Source organism: Phenylobacterium sp. LjRoot225 (assembly GCF_964252855.1).
Lineage (GTDB): Bacteria > Pseudomonadota > Alphaproteobacteria > Caulobacterales > Caulobacteraceae > Phenylobacterium.
Genome location: NZ_CAXUPL020000003.1, coordinates 394,618 through 411,435, shown reverse-complemented (window position 1 = coordinate 411,435; position 16,818 = coordinate 394,618). Strand labels below are relative to the sequence as shown.

9 protein-coding genes are annotated in these 16,818 nt (G+C 65.5%); 6 read left to right on the top strand and 3 right to left on the bottom strand.

Features of this window, described 5'->3' with window-relative positions; all coding sequences use genetic code 11:
• Nucleotides 1-89 precede the first annotated feature (89 nt).
• Entirely contained in the window at nucleotides 90-1,889 is a 1,800-nt protein-coding gene (locus tag ACSQ2B_RS17085) for an HWE histidine kinase domain-containing protein (RefSeq protein ID WP_436051653.1), read from the bottom strand.
• A 402-nt stretch (nucleotides 1,890-2,291) separates the two neighbouring features.
• On the opposite strand from ACSQ2B_RS17085, the gene ACSQ2B_RS17080 reads away from it, so the two are divergent.
• The 6 genes from ACSQ2B_RS17080 to ACSQ2B_RS17055 all read left to right on the top strand — a co-directional run bounded on the left by ACSQ2B_RS17080 (nucleotide 2,292) and on the right by ACSQ2B_RS17055 (nucleotide 15,436).
• Nucleotides 2,292-4,595: a glycoside hydrolase family 3 N-terminal domain-containing protein gene (locus ACSQ2B_RS17080; RefSeq protein ID WP_436052599.1), complete on the top strand. Its 2,304-nt coding sequence runs from the start codon at nucleotides 2,292-2,294 to the stop codon at nucleotides 4,593-4,595.
• Between the two features lie 291 nt (nucleotides 4,596-4,886).
• A complete protein-coding gene (locus tag ACSQ2B_RS17075) occupies nucleotides 4,887-5,660 on the top strand; it encodes an SGNH/GDSL hydrolase family protein (RefSeq protein ID WP_436052597.1) in 774 nt (257 codons plus the stop codon).
• 406 nt (nucleotides 5,661-6,066) lie between these two features.
• Entirely contained in the window at nucleotides 6,067-6,681 is a 615-nt protein-coding gene (locus ACSQ2B_RS17070; protein ID WP_436051651.1) for a TetR/AcrR family transcriptional regulator, read from the top strand.
• 162 nt (nucleotides 6,682-6,843) lie between these two features.
• Nucleotides 6,844-9,084: a glycoside hydrolase family 3 N-terminal domain-containing protein gene (locus tag ACSQ2B_RS17065; protein WP_436051649.1), complete on the top strand. Its 2,241-nt coding sequence runs from the start codon at nucleotides 6,844-6,846 to the stop codon at nucleotides 9,082-9,084.
• The gene (locus ACSQ2B_RS17060) at nucleotides 9,005-11,764 is read left to right on the top strand and encodes a TonB-dependent receptor (protein ID WP_436051647.1); all 2,760 of its coding nucleotides are present in this window, start codon (nucleotides 9,005-9,007) and stop codon (nucleotides 11,762-11,764) included. The genes ACSQ2B_RS17065 and ACSQ2B_RS17060 overlap by 80 nt, the downstream gene beginning before the upstream one ends.
• A 333-nt stretch (nucleotides 11,765-12,097) precedes the next feature.
• The gene (locus ACSQ2B_RS17055; protein ID WP_436051645.1) at nucleotides 12,098-15,436 is read left to right on the top strand and encodes a glycosyl hydrolase; all 3,339 of its coding nucleotides are present in this window, start codon (nucleotides 12,098-12,100) and stop codon (nucleotides 15,434-15,436) included.
• 685 nt (nucleotides 15,437-16,121) lie between these two features.
• Here ACSQ2B_RS17055 and ACSQ2B_RS17050 read toward each other — a convergent pair.
• Together ACSQ2B_RS17050 and ACSQ2B_RS17045 are read right to left on the bottom strand one after the other, a co-directional pair.
• Nucleotides 16,122-16,445, bottom strand: coding sequence for a DNA-binding protein (locus ACSQ2B_RS17050; RefSeq protein ID WP_436051643.1), 324 nt, complete (start codon nucleotides 16,443-16,445; stop codon nucleotides 16,122-16,124).
• A 1-nt stretch (nucleotide 16,446) separates the two neighbouring features.
• A complete protein-coding gene (locus ACSQ2B_RS17045; RefSeq protein ID WP_436051641.1) occupies nucleotides 16,447-16,815 on the bottom strand; it encodes a type II toxin-antitoxin system RelE/ParE family toxin in 369 nt (122 codons plus the stop codon).
• Nucleotides 16,816-16,818 lie beyond the last annotated feature (3 nt).

Genomic DNA, 16,818 nt, shown 5'->3' with positions numbered 1-16,818 from the left:
CCAGCCGAACCTCCCGGCGATCCGGGCCATCCTGTTGGACTGCCTCGCACTCGCAGCGTTGACCGTGGCCGGGCGACAGCGGGTTAAGTTTAATCGCCGTCCCTATTGCCGTCCGTCAGACGCAGACGAGCGCTCAGTTGGACTTCGATTTTGCAGATCATCCCCTCTGGGGGGAACTCGATCAAGACCTGCCCGCCGAGCTCGCCGCCCACTCCGCGTTCGAGCAGTCGGGAGCCGAAGCCGCGACGCGCTGGCGGGGACACGACAGGACCGCCGCGCTCCTGCCAGGTGATGTGAGCTTGGCCATGCTCGACCGTCGTTGCGATTTCGACCTGACCGCCGCCGCGCCAAGCGCCGTGCTTGATCGCATTGGTGGCGAGCTCGTGCACGACCATTCCCAGGGTCACGGCGAAGTTAGGGTCGAGCTGAAGGTCTGGGCCCTGGAATCGCCAGGCGTAGCCGTAGGGCTGGAGCGTGGCCGTCACGAGTTCACGGAAAGACGCACTGGCCCAAGCGTGCTTGACGAGCAGGTTGTGGGTGCTGGAGAGCGCCAGCAGCCGCTCGATGAAGAGATCGCGCGCCTCCTGCAGATCGCGCGCGCCACCCAGCGTCTGCACGGCCACCGCCTGGACCGACGCGAGCGTGTTCTTTACGCGGTGATTGAGCTCGTCGAGGAGCAGCTTTTGTTGCGCCTCATGCTCGCGCATTTGCGCCATGGTCTTGAGGATTTCGAGCTCGCGGTTCTTGTGTTCGGTGATGTCGAGCAAGGCGGCCACCGCGCGCTTTGGCCGACCCCCTTCCTGCAAGATCTCAGCCGCGCAATAGACCCACGCCTCCTGGCCGTCTCGCCCGTGGATGCGGAATTCGCAGCGAAAGGGCGTTTGGGTTTCCAGCGCCTTGATCCATGCTGCGTGGACCTGCGCCTGGTCATGCGGATCCACCGTCAGAAACGGGTCCGGCCAGATGTCTTCCTCGCGCAGCGGGTCTCGGAGGATCGTCTCCCAGGAGCCGGCGGGGATCAGCTTCTGCTGGTCGAAATCGAGTTCGAAGACCTCTATGCCCGCCAGCTCGATGGCCAGCTGAAGTCGCTGTTCGGCGCGTTGGATGGACTCCCGCGCCGCGACCTCTTCGGAGATGTCCATCGCGGCTCCCCGAACTCCGACGCACACGCCCGCCTCGAAAATTGGCTCGCAAAATTCCCGATACCAGCCCCGCACGTCATCTGTGCGCGTATATTGCACGTCATGCTTGTAGGACTCGCCGGACAGCCGCAGGCGCTCCGCACGCTCGCGGAACTGGGTCCTTGTCTCCGGAGTATAGCGGTTCATCACCTCCTCCAGGGGGATCTCGCGAATCCCGCCGGCGTCTGCCCTCCGCACGATATTCCGGCGAAAATCGGTCTCCCAGCTGGTGAGAGAGACCATCGCCGCGACCGAGCGCTGGCGTGCGGCCTCATCAGCCGCTGCGCGTTCGCGCGCCTCGGTGGCGAGCCGCGCAATCTCGAGCTCAGTCACGTCCCTGGAAACGACCAGCACGCCGTCTGGCTGCCCCGCCACGTCCCGCTGCGCAGATAAGACCATGTCCAGGCGCCGCGGCTCCGAGGCCTGCGTCTGCGCGGGCGCGATGAAGCGCCCGATCGCCCCGCCGGCAGCGGCGTCAAGCGCGACCCTCGCCGCGGCTCGACCCTCCTCGCCCCACAGGCTCACCCAGGCAGCGCCCAGCAGGGCGCGCTGGTCGCCGGCGCCAAGCATTGCAACCGCGCTCGTGTTCGCAAACTGCACGGTCCCGGCGAGATCCAGGATCAGGAAACCGTCCGGACTATTCTCAACCGCGCGTACAATGCGTTCCGTGGCCAACTCCGTGAAAGCCCAATCGCCGCTGGAATCCATTATGCGCGCATTCGGCCTGGCGGCCAGATGCCTCCCGAAATTTCCGACATATTCTCAGGTCTTTACGCAAAGCGAAGGATCTGGGTTGCGTCGCCTTTGGCGGAGTTTCGGACACCTTGCGCGTTGGCCGAAACGCCGGATTGCCGGCGCTCGGGACTACGAAGTAGGTGGTTCTGGTCTGAGCGCGCGCGAGGTGAGCCCTGCGCGCCGCATTCTGCTTGGTCAGTCCTCCTCCAACTCCCCCCTCACACAAGTTGCCAGGCCGACTGCGGCAGGTTACTTAGCGATCGGTCGGTCGGGCGCTGGGCGGGGGCGCGCGCCTTTCACAGTGGAGCTCCCTGGAAGCTCCCTCCCTTCCTGAGTGTTTTGCGGGATATGATGAGAGCCACGTCTTTGCGTCTGGTGAAAGCCCTCCTTGCCGGCAGCTGCGCCTTAGCGATCTCGGCTGTCGCGGCCATTGCGGGCGAGGCCGCACAGCCGCCCAGCGACGCCGTCGTCCGGGCGGGCGCAGACAAGCTCCTCTCCCAGATGACGCCGGAAGAAAAAGCCGCGCAGCTGAGCCAATTCTTCTACTTCCAGATGATGCCGCCGCAGATGATGAAGCCGGCGCTTAGCCTGCTGAACACGACCGGCGTCGGTTCGCTGCTGATGGTCACGGATCCGGCCGAGATCAATCGGCTGCAGAAGATCGCGCTTGAAAAGTCCCGGCTGAAGATCCCGATCCTCTTCGGCTTCGACGTGATCCACGGACTGCACACGATCTTCCCCGTCCCGATCGGCATGGCAGCCTCCTGGGACCCGCAATTGGTCGAGCAGGCGCAGGGTGTCGCGGCGGCGGAAGCCCGGGCGGTCGGCCTGCACTGGACCTTCGCCCCGATGGTCGACATCGCGCGAGATCCGCGTTGGGGGCGCATCGTCGAGGGCGCCGGCGAGGATCCTTACCTGGGCTCCGCCATCGCCGCGGCCCAGGTTCGCGGATTCCAAGGCGATCATATCGGCGCACCGGGCCACATCATCGCCGGACCGAAGCACTTCGCAGGCTACGGCGCAGCCCTGGGCGGCCGCGACTACGACGAAGCCAACATCGCCGACGAAGAGCTGTGGAACGTCTACTTCCCGCCGTTCAAGGCCGCTGTGGACGCCGGAGCCGGGAACATCATGGCCGCTTACATGCCGTTGAACGGCGTACCGGCGTCCGCCAACAAGTGGTTGCTGACGACGGTCCTTCGGGACACCTGGGGCTTCAAGGGCTTCGTCGTCAGCGATTCCGGGACCGTCGGCTCCCTGGTGACGCAGCACTTCGCCATGGACCGCGCGGACGCCGCGGCGCGCGCATTGAACGCCGGGCTCGACATGGAGATGACGCCGCCCTTCTCGGAGCCGGCGGCCGGAACCCTCCCGGCCTCGATTGCGGCGGGCAAGGCTTCTGAGGCGAGGCTCGACGACGCCGTGCGCCATGTTCTCGAAGCCAAGATCCGGATGGGCCTCTTCGAGAACCCATTCGTCGACGAGAAGAAAGCCCAAGCGGTTTTCAAAGATCCGGCCCACCTCAAGCTTGCGCGGCTCGCCGCAGAGCGCTCGGCCGTGCTTCTGAAGAACGAGAACGCCCTCCTCCCGCTCGACCGCAAGGCGTTGAAGTCGGTCGCCGTTATTGGGCCGCTCGCGGACTCCTGGCGCGACACGATGGGGCCCTGGGTATTCCCGATGAACCGGCCGGAGAGCGACAGCGTGCTCTCGGCGATCCGGGCGAAAGTCGGATCCTCGGTGCGCGTCGACTACTCGGAAGGCGTCCGCATGCCCGCGCGGACCATCCCTTCTCCCTTCATCAAGATGGAGCAGATGTACGGTTGGGCGAAGCCCAAGCCGCCTTTGGATGAGACTGCCGAAATCGGCCGGGCCGTGGCGCTGGCGAACAAGGCGGACGTGGCCGTTCTCGTGCTTGGGGAAGCGCAGGACATGATCGGCGAGAACGCATCGCGCGACTCGCTTGATCTGCCGGGGCGCCAACAGGAACTCCTCGACGCGGTGACCGCCACCGGCAAGCCGGTGATCGTGTTGCTGATGAGCGCGCGGCCGCTCGACCTGAAGCAGACGAAGGCACAAGCGATCCTGGACATCTGGTATCCCGGGTCCGCGGGCGGTGCGGCCACCACCGACCTGCTGTTCGGTGACGCCGCACCAGGCGGCAAGCTGCCTTTCACCTGGATCCGCAGCGCCGCACAGGCGCCCAATCCCTATGCCCACCTTACCTCTCACCAGCCGACCGAAGAGCACAAACGCTACTGGGGCGGCGTTAGCGAGCCGACTTACCCGTTCGGTTACGGCCTGAGCTACACGAGATTCCAGTACTCCAATCTGCGGATCGACCGCCCAAGCTATCGCCGCGGCGAGCCCGTCAGCGTCAGCGTCGACCTCAAGAACACCGGCTCGCGCCCAGGCGACGAGGTCGCTCAGCTCTACATCCACCAGCGATACGGAACCTCGGAGCGACCGGTGCGTGAGTTGAAGGGATTCCAGCGTGTCAGTCTCAAGCCCGGAGAGACGCGAACCCTGCGCTTCACGCTGCGGCCGGATGATCTGCGCTACTGGAGCGCGGTCACGCGCGACTGGACCCAGGACGAGGCTGCGTTCGACGTCTGGGCGGGTGGCAGCTCAAAGGCAGATCTGGCGGCTGGTTTCACAGTCGACGACGCTTCGCACCGCTGACCCATCCGGTCGACAAACCTCGGCTCCCAGATCTTCGCAGGCTAGCCAATGATCACCCGCAGGACCCTTCGCGTCTCGGCCACCGCGACCGCCACGCGCACGGCGTCAGCAGCCCCTTTCGACCTCAGCTTCCCGTCAGGCTCCGCTGGGGGGCGCTACGGCGTCCTATCAGATCGAATACGCTGGGCTAGGCGGGCCTTCGCCGCCGCAACGCTTGCGACCGCGCTCACGCCGCTGAGCACCCAAGCCGCGTCCCCGCATGGGCTGCCGGCGGGGAGCATCTATGTGGCGATGGGAAGCTCCTTCGCCGCCGGGCCGGGCGTCGCTCAGCCCGCCGAAGCGGCGCCGGCGCGGTGCGGCCGTTCGGCCGACAACTACGCCCGTCAACTCGCACGCAAGCGCAACCTGCGTCTCGTGGACGTCACCTGCGGCGGGGCGACGACGGCCCATATCCTCGGGCCCTGGAGCGAGCTCCCGCCGCAGCTGGACGCCGTGACGCCCGAGGCGCGGCTGGTCACCCTGACAATCGGGGGCAACGATGTGAACTACATCGGCAGGCTGTACATGGCCTCCTGCACGGCGGAGCACCCGGCGCAGCAGCCAGGCTTCTGCCGGGTGCTCGCCGGGAGGGCGCCGCCGAGCGGCGCTGTCCTTGCGCCTGCGCCATCCGAGCAAGACTGGAACAAGGTCGAAGCGGGACTGGAGCAGGTTGCGCGCGAGATCCGCCGGCGCGCGCCGCAGGCCCGCATAGTCTTCGTCGACTACTTAACCGTTCTTCCGGAGCGCCATCTGTGCGCCCAGACACCACTCGACGAGGCCGAGGCGATCGGGGCACGCCAGACGGCGCGCCGGCTCGCTGAGCTCACCGCGGCCGTGGCTGCGCGCAATGGCGCGGAGGACCTTCACGTGTCCGAGCTGTCGCGCGGCCACGATGCGTGCTCGAAGACGCCGTGGGTGACCGGGTTCATCCCCCCGTCCGGCAGCGAGCGCTTCGCGCCGTACCATCCGAACCTTGCGGGCATGACCACGGTCGCTGATGCGCTCGACAGGAAGCTGCGGCGCTGAGCAGAGCCTCGGCAGCTCATCTTCAGTCCACTCCACGCGACCGTCCCGAAGTCTGCATCCTGCTCTGGACGCCAATGCGTCAGCCCCTAGGACCACCTGAGCAAGATTGGCCGCGCGAGTTTCGCGATCCTGGTCCGTCGGCCGAGACGCCGGCGAGTGGCCCGCGCCGCCTCCGTCCACATGGTTACGACTCGCGGCGCGTTCACCTCTATGGGCGTGGACCTCGCGAGTGCCGCGGAGCCGAGCTGCTGCCTGGTGAACGAGCGGGACCCATGGCGGTCAACTCGACATGATCAATTTGACGGCTGTGGCGCGCCCAGCTACCGCAGGTCCGATCAGCTGTAAGCGTGGCCGAGCTCATTTGCGACGCCGAGGGTAGGCAGCGGGACGGCGAGGGGGCGGTGAGGTGAGCAAGGGCCGCAAGCCGGGAACCGTTCCGCCGGAAAATCGACGCGAACAAATACTGGAAGAAGCGACGCGTTTGTTTGGCGAACGAGGGTATTATGGATTTGGCATCCGGGAACTGGCCGAGCGCTGTCAGCTCAGCAACCCGGGGTTGTTCCATCATTTCGCATCGAAGGAGGCCCTGCTCCTAACCCTGCTTGAGGACCGAGATCGGGCGACCCGAGACGCGTTGGCGGCGCAACTCGGGGCGAACGCTGGCAAAGGTGGCGCCGGGATCGGCCTTGAGCGCGCCCACGCGATGTTTGGAGCATCTGCGCGTTGGAACAGCGCCCGTCCTGAGCTCATGCGGCTCTTCACGGTCATCCAAGCCGAAGCGCTGAACGACGCCCATCCTGCGCACGACTACTTTCTCGCCCGCCAGTCCGCAGTCATCAAGTCGTACGCAGAGTTCATCTCTCCTTTCGTCTCGGACGCCGGTTCTGCAGCGTTGCATCTCGTCGTCACTTTCGACGGCCTGCAGCGAGAGTGGCTGCGCTCGGCTCAAGCCTTCGATTTTGTTGCCGAGGTAGAGCGTGCGGTTGCAAGGATCCTTCCGCTTCCGCTCTCAGAGGCCTGATCGCCCGCAGCGGAGCCGCGTCCGCCCCCTAGAGTGTCAATAACGCCACAGTCCATGCCTGAGCTATGCCGAAGCATGGTCTCCGCCATTAGGCCCCTTTCCTGCCGACCGACCGATCGCTAGGTGGCCAATTGAGCTTGGACTTGGAGCATCGGAGAAGTCATGAGCCAGTCCGAAGGCATCAACCGCCGCCGCGTGCTCAGCTCAACCAGCGCGCTCGTGTGCGGGCTGGCGCTGACGCCGAGGGCGGTGGCTCGATCTGAACGGGTCGAAAGCCTGATCGCGAGCATGACTCTCGCAGAGAAGGCGGGTCAGCTCTCCTGCTTTTCGGACCAGATCCGGATGCGGGGCGCACCGTTCAATCCAGGCCTGCCACCCAAAGGTGACGCGGCGGCTCAGCTGGCGCGGATCCGCACTGGCGCGGTCGGCATGCTGTTCAATGGCGCGGGCTATGAAGGCGCCAAGGCGGCACAGGACGCCGCCCAGGCGACCCGGTTGAAGATCCCTCTGATCTTCGCCGCGGACGTGATCCACGGAGCCAAGACCGTCTTTCCGGTACCGCTTGCGGAGGCCTGCAGCTTCGACCCCGATCTGTGCGAGCAGACGGCGCGAGCCGCGGCGCTGGAGATGACGGCGCTAGGAATCCACTGGACCTTCGCCCCCATGGTCGATGTCGCGCGTGATCAACGCTGGGGCCGCGTGGTTGAAGGGGCAGGAGAGGACCCCTATCTCGCGGCGCAGCTTGGGCTGGCTCGCGTCCGAGGATTTCAGGGTGGCGACCTGAGGGACCCGACCCGTGTCGCCGCCTGTGCAAAGCATTTCGCCGCTTATGGCGCCGTGTCGGGCGGCATGGAGTACAACTCTACAGAAATCAGCCCCGCCACCCTGCATGAGGTGCACTTGGCTCCGTTTCAAGCCTGTGTGGAAGCGGGTGTCGCAACGCTGATGAGCGCCTTCAACGACATTGACGGTGTTCCAGCCTCCGCAAACCGCTGGCTCCTGACTGATCTGCTGCGGGCAGACTGGAAGTTCCGGGGGATGGTGGTGGGCGACTACACCGCCGACGAGGAGCTCATCGCGCACGGCTACGCCGCCGATGAGCGCGACGCGGCCAAAAAGGCGTTTCTCGCAGGCATGGACATGTCCATGCAGTCCGACCTGTTCAACAAATGGCTGCCGGATCTCGTCGAGAAGAATGAGGTTCCGCTTGGGCGGCTCGACGAGGCCGTTCGGCGGGTTCTTCACCTGAAGGAGTCCGTCGGGCTGTTCGACGATCCCTACCGCTCCGTCAACGAACGTGCAGAGCGGACCAGCGTCGCCACACCAGCGATGCTGGAGCTCAGCCGGGAAGCCGGCGCGCGCTCGATCGTCCTGCTCAAGAACGAGGGAGATCTGCTCCCGCTGCCCGGCCACCCTGGAAAGATTGCCCTGATCGGACCCTTCGGTGCGGACCGGCTTCATCTTGTGGGGCCATGGTCGCCGTTCGCGGATAAGAGCCTCAGTCGCTCGCTCGCCCAGGCGCTGAGTGAGCGCAAGCTAGACGTGACTGTCGTTAAGGGGTCGGACATCGAGGCGCCGCTCGCCGCCGGGATCGAGGAAGCCGTTGCAGCGGCCATGCAGGCGGACGTCGTGCTGCTATTCGTCGGCGAGTCCCTGTTGATGTCGGGAGAAGCACAGTCTCGCACCGACATCGGCCTTCCGGCCCCCCAATTGGCCCTAGCAGAAGCTGTGGCCCAGACCGGCAAGCCGATGGTGGTCCTGCTCCGTCACGGACGGGCTCTGGCGCTTAAGGGAGCGATCAAGGACGCCCGCGCAATCCTCGCCACCTGGTTCCTCGGCAGCCGGGATGGAGAAGCGATCGCGGACGTTCTGTTTGGTGACGTCAACCCTTCTGCCAAGCTCGCGATCAGCTTTCCTCACGAGAGTGGACAGCAGCCCTGGTATTACAATCACAAGGCGACAGGGCGACCGGCGCCCGCCACGGGCGCAGCACCCTATAAGGCGCGGTACCGGGAGACGAGAAACGAGGCCTTTTACCCATTCGGCCACGGTCTTAGTTACACCCGCTTCGAGATCACGGATGTCACGGTTCCGGCTCGGATGACCGACCGGATGGAGGTGAGTGCGACCGTGCGCAACACGGGCCGGCGGCTTGGGGCGGAAGTCGTGCAGCTTTATGTCCATGACGTGGTCGCAAGCAGGACCCGCCCGATCCGGGAATTGAAGAGGTTCCAGCGTGTAAGCCTCAGACCAGGCGAAGCGCGGCGAGTAAAGTTTACGCTTACTCGAAGCGACCTGCACTTCTGGGGTGATGGCGGGTGGATTGTCGAAACCGGCGCATTCGACCTCTGGATCGCGAACAGTTCGACGGGCGGAGAGGCGCGCCGCTTCGATCTCGTTTGATATTTTGCTGAGTGCAGAACGTCTCTCATCGCCAGTGCTGCGCATCGGACTGCTGTCGCTCGATGCCACGCCGGCCGGTGAGGGCATTCCCGGAGTTCTTTGTTCGTTCAACCTTAGCGTTGCTGGAGGCCTGATCGCCGCCAGCGGAGCCGCGTCCGCCCCCGAGAGTGTCAATAACGCAACACTCCATGCCCGAGCGATGCCGAAGCTTGCTCTTCACCATGAGGCCCCCTTTTCGACCGACCGACTGATCGCTAAGGTACGTCGGTACGCCGAAACGGCGACCGCAGTCACTGGGCTGCAGATTGGCTCTCTGGGGGGAAATATGAAGCGTTTCATCTGCCTTGCGCTAGCGAGCGCGAGCGTCACCGCAATCTCGAGCGTCGCCGTGGCGCAACCTGCGGCGACGTCGTCAGGCGACAATCAGCTCAGCGAGATCGTCGTCACTGCGCGTCGGCGGGAGGAAAGCCTGCAGACGGTTCCGCAGACCGTGAATGCTGTGACGGGCTCAACCCTCGAGCGATTGAACATCCGACAGTTCGATGAAGTGCAGACCGTCGTGCCGGGTCTGAACCTGACGAACAACGGGAACGGCTTCTCGACCGCCGCGACGATCCGCGGCGCGCCGTTCCAAGCGGAATCCGGAGCGCAGCCGACGGTCGCCTTCTACCTGAACGACGCGACCATCCAGTCGGTCTACGCCTTCCAGTCGATGTTCGATGTCGGCCAGATCGAGGTGCTGCGCGGGCCGCAGGGCACCTTGCGCGGCCAGTCGGCGCCCTCGGGCTCGATCACCCTGGCGACCCGCCGCCCGACGCTCGGGGACTTCGGCGCCTACGGCAATTTGACCGTGACCGACCAGCATGCCCGCAACCTGAACGGCGCCGTGAACGTGCCCGTCGTCCGGGACGTGCTGGCGTTCCGCCTCGCCGGAATCATCGACGACAATCGGGGAGACGGCGTCAACAGTATCAACAGCACCATCCAGCCGTCGTCGAAGACCTGGGCCGTGCGTCCGAGCGTGAGCCTAGAACTCGGCGGCCTGACCGTCGACGCCATGTACCAGCACCTCGACAAGAGGGTGATTTCCTATGCACAGGTCGTCTCGGTTTCCGAGCTCGACCCGAGCCTGCCCGCCGCTCAGGCCCTCATCGACGCCGGTGATCGGGTGGGGCTGACGAACGACGACAACCACTTCAGGCAGAAGCAGGACCTGGTGACCGTGAACGCGGCCTACCGCTTCGCCGGTCAGAAGCTCAGCTACGTGGGTTCGTACTCCAAGAGCAATCTGCTGACGTTTGGCTCGCAGGATAACGCCAACATCTTCACGACCGGGGCGTTCGGTCAGTTGACGCACAGCCTGGCCACGCAGACGACCAATGAAATCCGCCTGTCCTCTGACGACCGGCTGTTCGGTTTCGTCGACTATACCGTCGGCGGCTACGCTCAGGATTTCCACACGCCGACGGACGTGACTCAGCAAACGGCCGTGACTCTGTTCGGCGCTTTGAGAGCCGTCGTGGAGACGCCGATCTTCAAGACCGGGAAGACGCACGAACGGTCGATCTTCGGCAACGCCACGGTTCACATCGGTGACGCGACCGAACTCTCCGGCGGCCTTCGCAAGCTCTGGTACCGCGACGTCAACGACCTGACGGTCAACGGAGCGAGGCTGATGAACGACCAGAGGTCGAAGGCCGAGGCGACGCTCTACAATATCTCGCTGTCGCATCGCTTCACGTCGGACTTCATGGTCTACGCGAACACCGGCAGCGCCTTCCGTCCGGGCCCGTTCGTCACGGGCGTCTTCCGGCCGCTGACGCCTGCGCTTCTCGGCCACATCGACCTCGAGAACGAGAAGTCCAAGTCCTATGAGCTCGGCTTCAAATCGACTTTCTTCGACAAGCGGGTCCTCCTGAACGCGGCGGTGTTCCACCAGGATTTCAAGAACTTCATCAATCGTGGTCCGTCGGTCTACTACGTCAACGTCAACCAGGTCGGCCCGTCGGTCAGCAGCTTCAACTTCGGCAACAGCGTCGACGCCAAGATCGACGGCATTGATGTCGACGCATCGTGGCAGGTGATGCGGGGCCTCAACATCAGCGGCGCGGTCAGCTATGCGAAGAGCAAGATCAAGAACCAGTTGGTCGCCTGTAACGACCTGAACGGCGACGGCGTACCCGACGTCCTCACTCAGGCGCCGACCCTCGCCCAGCTGCAGGCGGCGACCGGGGCGGGCGCGCTATCCGAGTGCCTCTCCAACGACGCCCTTCAGTACACGCCGAAGTGGAACCTGACGCTGCAGAGCGAATATTCGCGCCCGGTTCGCGAGGACACCGACGCCTTCGTGCGCGGGCTATTCACCTACCGTCCGAAGACGCAGGGCGATCCCGGGAACAAGTTTGACAGCGTCGACGCCTTCGGCCTGCTGAACCTCTACGGCGGCGTGCGCGCTCAGGATGGCGCCTGGGAACTGTCGCTGTTCGTCAAGAACATCTTCAACACCGGCAAGGTGTTGACGGCGGAGAACGGCATCGTCGGAACCTCGATTCAGGCCCTCCAGCCGCCGACGTTCCGCACGACCGCGTCGAGCACCGTGACCGCGCCCTATGTGAAGGTGACGACGACGGCCCCTCGCGAAATCGGCGTGAACCTCCGGTACGCCTTCGGCTCTCGCTAGCTCCGGTGCCCCTCCTCCCCTTGGCCGGACAGTTGGGAGCTGTCCGGCCGCTTTTTTGGATCGTTGAGGCGTCCACGCATGTAGCCGGCGTAGTCCGCGAACGCTTGCGCCGTATCGCGTGATCACCAGCCGTCGCGCAGGCCGGCCGGCAGAACCCAATGGAAGAGGCAGGACGGCGGACGGCGCCGCCGCGACGACACTCGCCGCGGCGGCTTTTGGGATTAGGAGCGGCCCGGGGTCGTCCCGGCCGCATATTAGAACGGATCGGATCCTTCTAATGGGCCGTGGAACATCACTCTCGTGAACTCAAGCGCTCGATCCTACGCACGACGCATGCTCATCGCGCTTTGCGCCTCGGCCGTGACATCCAATCTCGGCGCGCCTGTCTCCGCGGCTGAACCCGACGCGCTGGCGCCCGGCTTTATGGACCCGCCGAACAGCGCCAAGCCGCGAGTGTGGTGGCACTGGATGAGCGGCAACGTCTCCGCGGAAGGCGCCGAGCTCGATCTGGAATGGATGCGGCGCGTGGGCGTCGGCGGGGTGCACGTCTTTTCCGGCGACTTGCCGCCGGCACCGTCCGTCATCAAGCCGCCAAAGGCCTTCATGAGCCCGGGCTGGCAAGAGGTCTTCCGCCGCTCAGTGGATCAGGCGCACGCCGCCGGGATGGAAGTCGCCATCGCCGGCTCGCCCGGCTGGAGCGAGACTGGCGGCCCGTGGGTCGCCCCGGCCGACGGGATGAAGAAATATGTCTGGAGCGAGACCGCCATCAAGGGCGGCAGGCCCTTCCAGGGCCAGCTCGCCGCACCGCCGCGCGTCACCGGTCCGTTCCAGGCGAATGCGCTAAAGGACGCCAAGGGCTCGGCCTACGGTGACGCGGCGGTGTTCGCCTTCCCGACCCCGGAGCGGGAGCACCCTCTCCCCCTCGCCAAGTGGCAAAGCAGCGCCGGCGCGTTCGCAGCCTCTGCGGTCACGCTAGAGGGTCTAACAGGAACGCCCGTGAAGCTCGCCCGGCCACCCGCCGCGCCGGACGTCTGGCTCGAAGCCACCTTCCCGCGCCCAACTTCTATCGGCGCGGTGACGCTGAGCATTGCGGACACCGCGAACCTGCTGATTCAGGCCGAGGAAGCGCCGGGCGTCTTCCGGACCGTCGCTGAGGGCCTGATCGAGGCGGCGACGACGCCCGGCGTGCATCCCGCCCCCCAGGAGACTGTGGCGCTACCGGACGTTTCCGCCCGGCGCTTCCGCTTCGTGTTCAAGCCCATGGTCGTCGACGCGGGCGTGGGATTGAGCGCGATGCTGCCGAAGCCGTCGACCGCTGCGATCACCATCAAGATGCTGCGACTGACCGCGGGCGCACGGCTCAACGGCTTCGAGGCGAAGGCCGGGTTCGAACCCAGCGTTCAGCCGGATGCGGTGGGATCGCCGCCCGCGCCGCAGGGCGGGGTCGTCCAGCCCGCGAAAGTGATTGATCTGACCGCGCGACTTCGGCCGGACGGAACATTGGATTGGACCCCGCCTCGCGGACGCTGGACCGTCGTCCGCCTCGGCTGGTCGCTGACCGGCAGGCTGAACAGCCCGGCGGAGCCCTCCGCGAGCGGGCTGGAGGTCGACAAGTTCGACGCCGCGGCGGTGCGGCGCTACCTCGCCACCTACCTCGAAATGTACCAGCAGGCGAGCGGCCACAGGCTGGGCCCGGCTGGGGTGCAGATGCTGTTGACCGACAGCTGGGAGGCCGGCGTACAGAACTGGACGCTGGCGATGATGTCCGAATTCCGGGCGCGCCGTGGCTACGACCCCACGCCCTTCCTGCCTGTGCTGACCGGCCGGGTCGTCGAGAGCAGCGAAGCCTCGGAACGCTTTCTGTTCGATTTCCGCCAGACGTTGAAGGACTTGGTCGTGGCCAACCACCACGGCGTGCTCGCGGCCGAGCTTAAGGCGCGCGGGATGGGGTACTATTCGGAAGCTCAGGGAGATAATCCACGGGCGATCGCCGATGGAATGACCCTGAAGGCCCGGGCCGACATCCCCACGGCCGAATATTGGTACCGCCCCTTCGCCACTACTGCGGGCCAGCCGGCCCTCAAGGCCGATCTCGAGGAAGCCGCCTCCGTCGCCCACGTCTACGGCAAGCCCTTCGCCGCCGCCGAGGCGCTCACGGTCGCAGCGCCGAACGATCCCTGGGCTTTTTCGCCCCGAATGCTGAAGCCAGTTGCGGACGAAATCTTCGCCAGGGGCATCAATCGGCTCCTGATCCACGACTCGCACCACCAGCCGCTCGTCGAGGCCAAGCCCGGACTCCGCCTCTTCACCTTCGGCCAGTATTTCAACCGGAATGACACCTGGGCGGAGCAGGCCGCTCCCTGGATGACCTACCTCGCGCGCAGCTCCTACATGCTGCAGCAGGGGCGGTTCGTCGCCGATGTCGCCTACTTCTATGGCGAGGAGCGGAACCTCACCGAACTGTTCCAGCACCGCTTCAACACCGACGTGCCAAAAGGCTACGCCTACGACTACATCAACCCCGAAGCCCTGCTGACGTTGCTGTCCGTGAAGGACGGACGCCTCGTGACGCCCAGCGGCATGAGCTACCGTGTACTGTTCATGCCGGACCACGTTCATCGGCTGAGCCTCCCGGCGATGCGGAAGCTGCGCGACCTGGTCGTTAACGGCGCCGTGGTCGTCGGCCGCAAGCCGCTCGGCGGACTTGGGCTGAACGATCCGGACGCCGAGATCCGGCGGATCGCCGACGAACTCTGGGGAGATGGCCAGACCGAGGGCCAAACCGTCGGCAAGGGCCGGGTCTACGCCAGCCTGCCGGCTGCACTCGCCGGCGAGCGGATCGCGGCGGACGTCGCGTTCGAGGGGAGTACGCCCGGCGCCGAGATCCTGACCTCGCATCGGCGTACTGATGACGCCGACATCTACTTCGTCTCGAACCAAAGCGACCAGCCACAGTCGCTGCAGGCGCGCTTCCGGGTGCGGGGCAAGGCGCCGGAGGTCTGGCGCGCGGAGACAGGCCAGGCGGAGGCCATCAGTTACCAGCAGCTTCCTGACGCGACGGGCGCGCCGCTCGATCTTGCGCCGCATGACGCCGTGTTCGTTGTCTTGCGCAAGCCTACGACTTTGCGCAGCTGGACCGCGCCCGCGCTGGACCGCCGGCCGCTCTCGACGCTGCGGGGACCGTGGAAGGTGACGTTCCAACCGGGTCGCGGCGCGCCGCCGGCGGCGATCTTCGAGCGCCTGACCTCCTGGACCGAATCTGCAGACCCGGGCGTCAGATTCTTCTCCGGCGTCGCAACCTATTCCGTCGACCTGCAGGCCTCGCGCGACTGGCTGAGGGCCGGGCGGCGCATCGAGCTGGATCTGGGCGAGGTCCGCGAACTCGCAACGGTGTCGCTCAACGGCCGCCGGATCGCCACCACCTGGCATGCCCCCTACAAGGTCGACGTCACGAGCGCGCTGAAGCCCGGCAAGAACCGTCTCGACATCGAGGTCGTGAACCTCTGGCCGAACCGGCTGATAGGCGACAAGCAGCCCGACGCCAAGCCGATCGCCTTTGCGCCGCTGTCCCCCTATCGAGCGAGTTCTCCGCTCCTGCCTTCGGGACTGCTCGGGCCCGTCCGCGTGTTTGCGGTCGACGCACGCACGGCTGCACCTGAAGCGCTCCGCTAAGCGGAGGCGGGGGGACAATGCCGTAGCTAAGGTTGGTGTTGTTAGAGCCGTCAGGAGGGTCACTTAACTGAGTTGACGATGGCTCGTTTCGTCAACGACTCTGGGGGAACGAGATCGCAGGGGGCGAATTTGCCAACGTCGCTGCTCCATTCCATCAACGGATCGGCTTAGCCCGCAACGTCGCCGAGCCTCCGGCACTAGGTTCCCAGACCGGCCGGCGCTTCAAATAGGCAGACCAAACCGCGCGACTAACGCGGCCAGGATCAGAGCGCCAACGGATGCGAGAGCTACCAAAGCCTTCAACGCCGACCTGCGGCGATAGCGACTGGATCGGCTGCTCGGCAGAATCTGGATCAGCATTTCGACAGTATGGGCTCGCTCGGGGCGTTCTCTACGACCAGAAACGCTTCGATTGGCTGACATCAGATACCCTTCGCTGGGGTATCGATGGCCAATATCCCGACCTAAAACCCGACCTAATTGAAATTCTAGGTCGGGGCGCGCCGCAAGGCCGCGCCCAAATTAATGAAATATCGGGAAAAATTGGCGCGCCCGGAACGATTCGAACGTCCGACCCTCAGATTCGTAGCTTGTTGGGGCGTGGGTCAGCGCAGTCCGGCAATTCGGATCGTAGCCCGGCGGGCCTGAGCGGGCATCGCGACGAGCCATCGGCGCCCGGTCCCAACTATGCGGCTTTGACAGCGTGAGCTTCGATCTGCACGCCCAGTTGCCGACGGACGGCGCCAAAGATGGCCGACAGATTGTCCATGCTCGGATTGCCGTGACTCGACAACATCCGGTGCAGGCTCTTGCTGGGGCGGGCGGTTTCCCTGGCCAACCCTTCGAACCCGACCGTCGCGTTCACCAGGTCGCGCAGGATCAGGCGCGCCGTTTCCGGCTCGCCGTTGAGGAACAACGTGGCGGCCTCGTCGAGCAGCGCCTTGGCGAACTCGGGCTCACGCGCCACCCGTTCGCTGACCGTCAGCTTGAAATCCCGGGTCAGCGCCATCTCATCTTCCCTTCCCGGGCTTCGCCTGCTGGCTGGCCGCCGCGGCGACCGCCCTCTTACGCGCCTTGTATTCCTCGTGCAGCGCCTTGGCCCGATCGTTGTCGGCTTGCTGCCCTTTCTTCGTGCCGCCGCCGAACAGCACGATCAACGCAGGGCCGTCCTTCGCCAGGTAGATCCGGTAGCCCGGTCCCCAGTCGATGACGTACTCCCCGATACCGCCGAACCACTTGACGTTCGAGGTGTTGCCCAGCTCCAGACGCAGTTTCGCCGTGACGACCTTGGCCGCCGCCTGCGCGTCGAGGGCGTCGAACCAGACCTGGTAGGGGCTGGTGTCGTCCTCGCGCACATATTCGACAACGGTGGTCGCCATTAA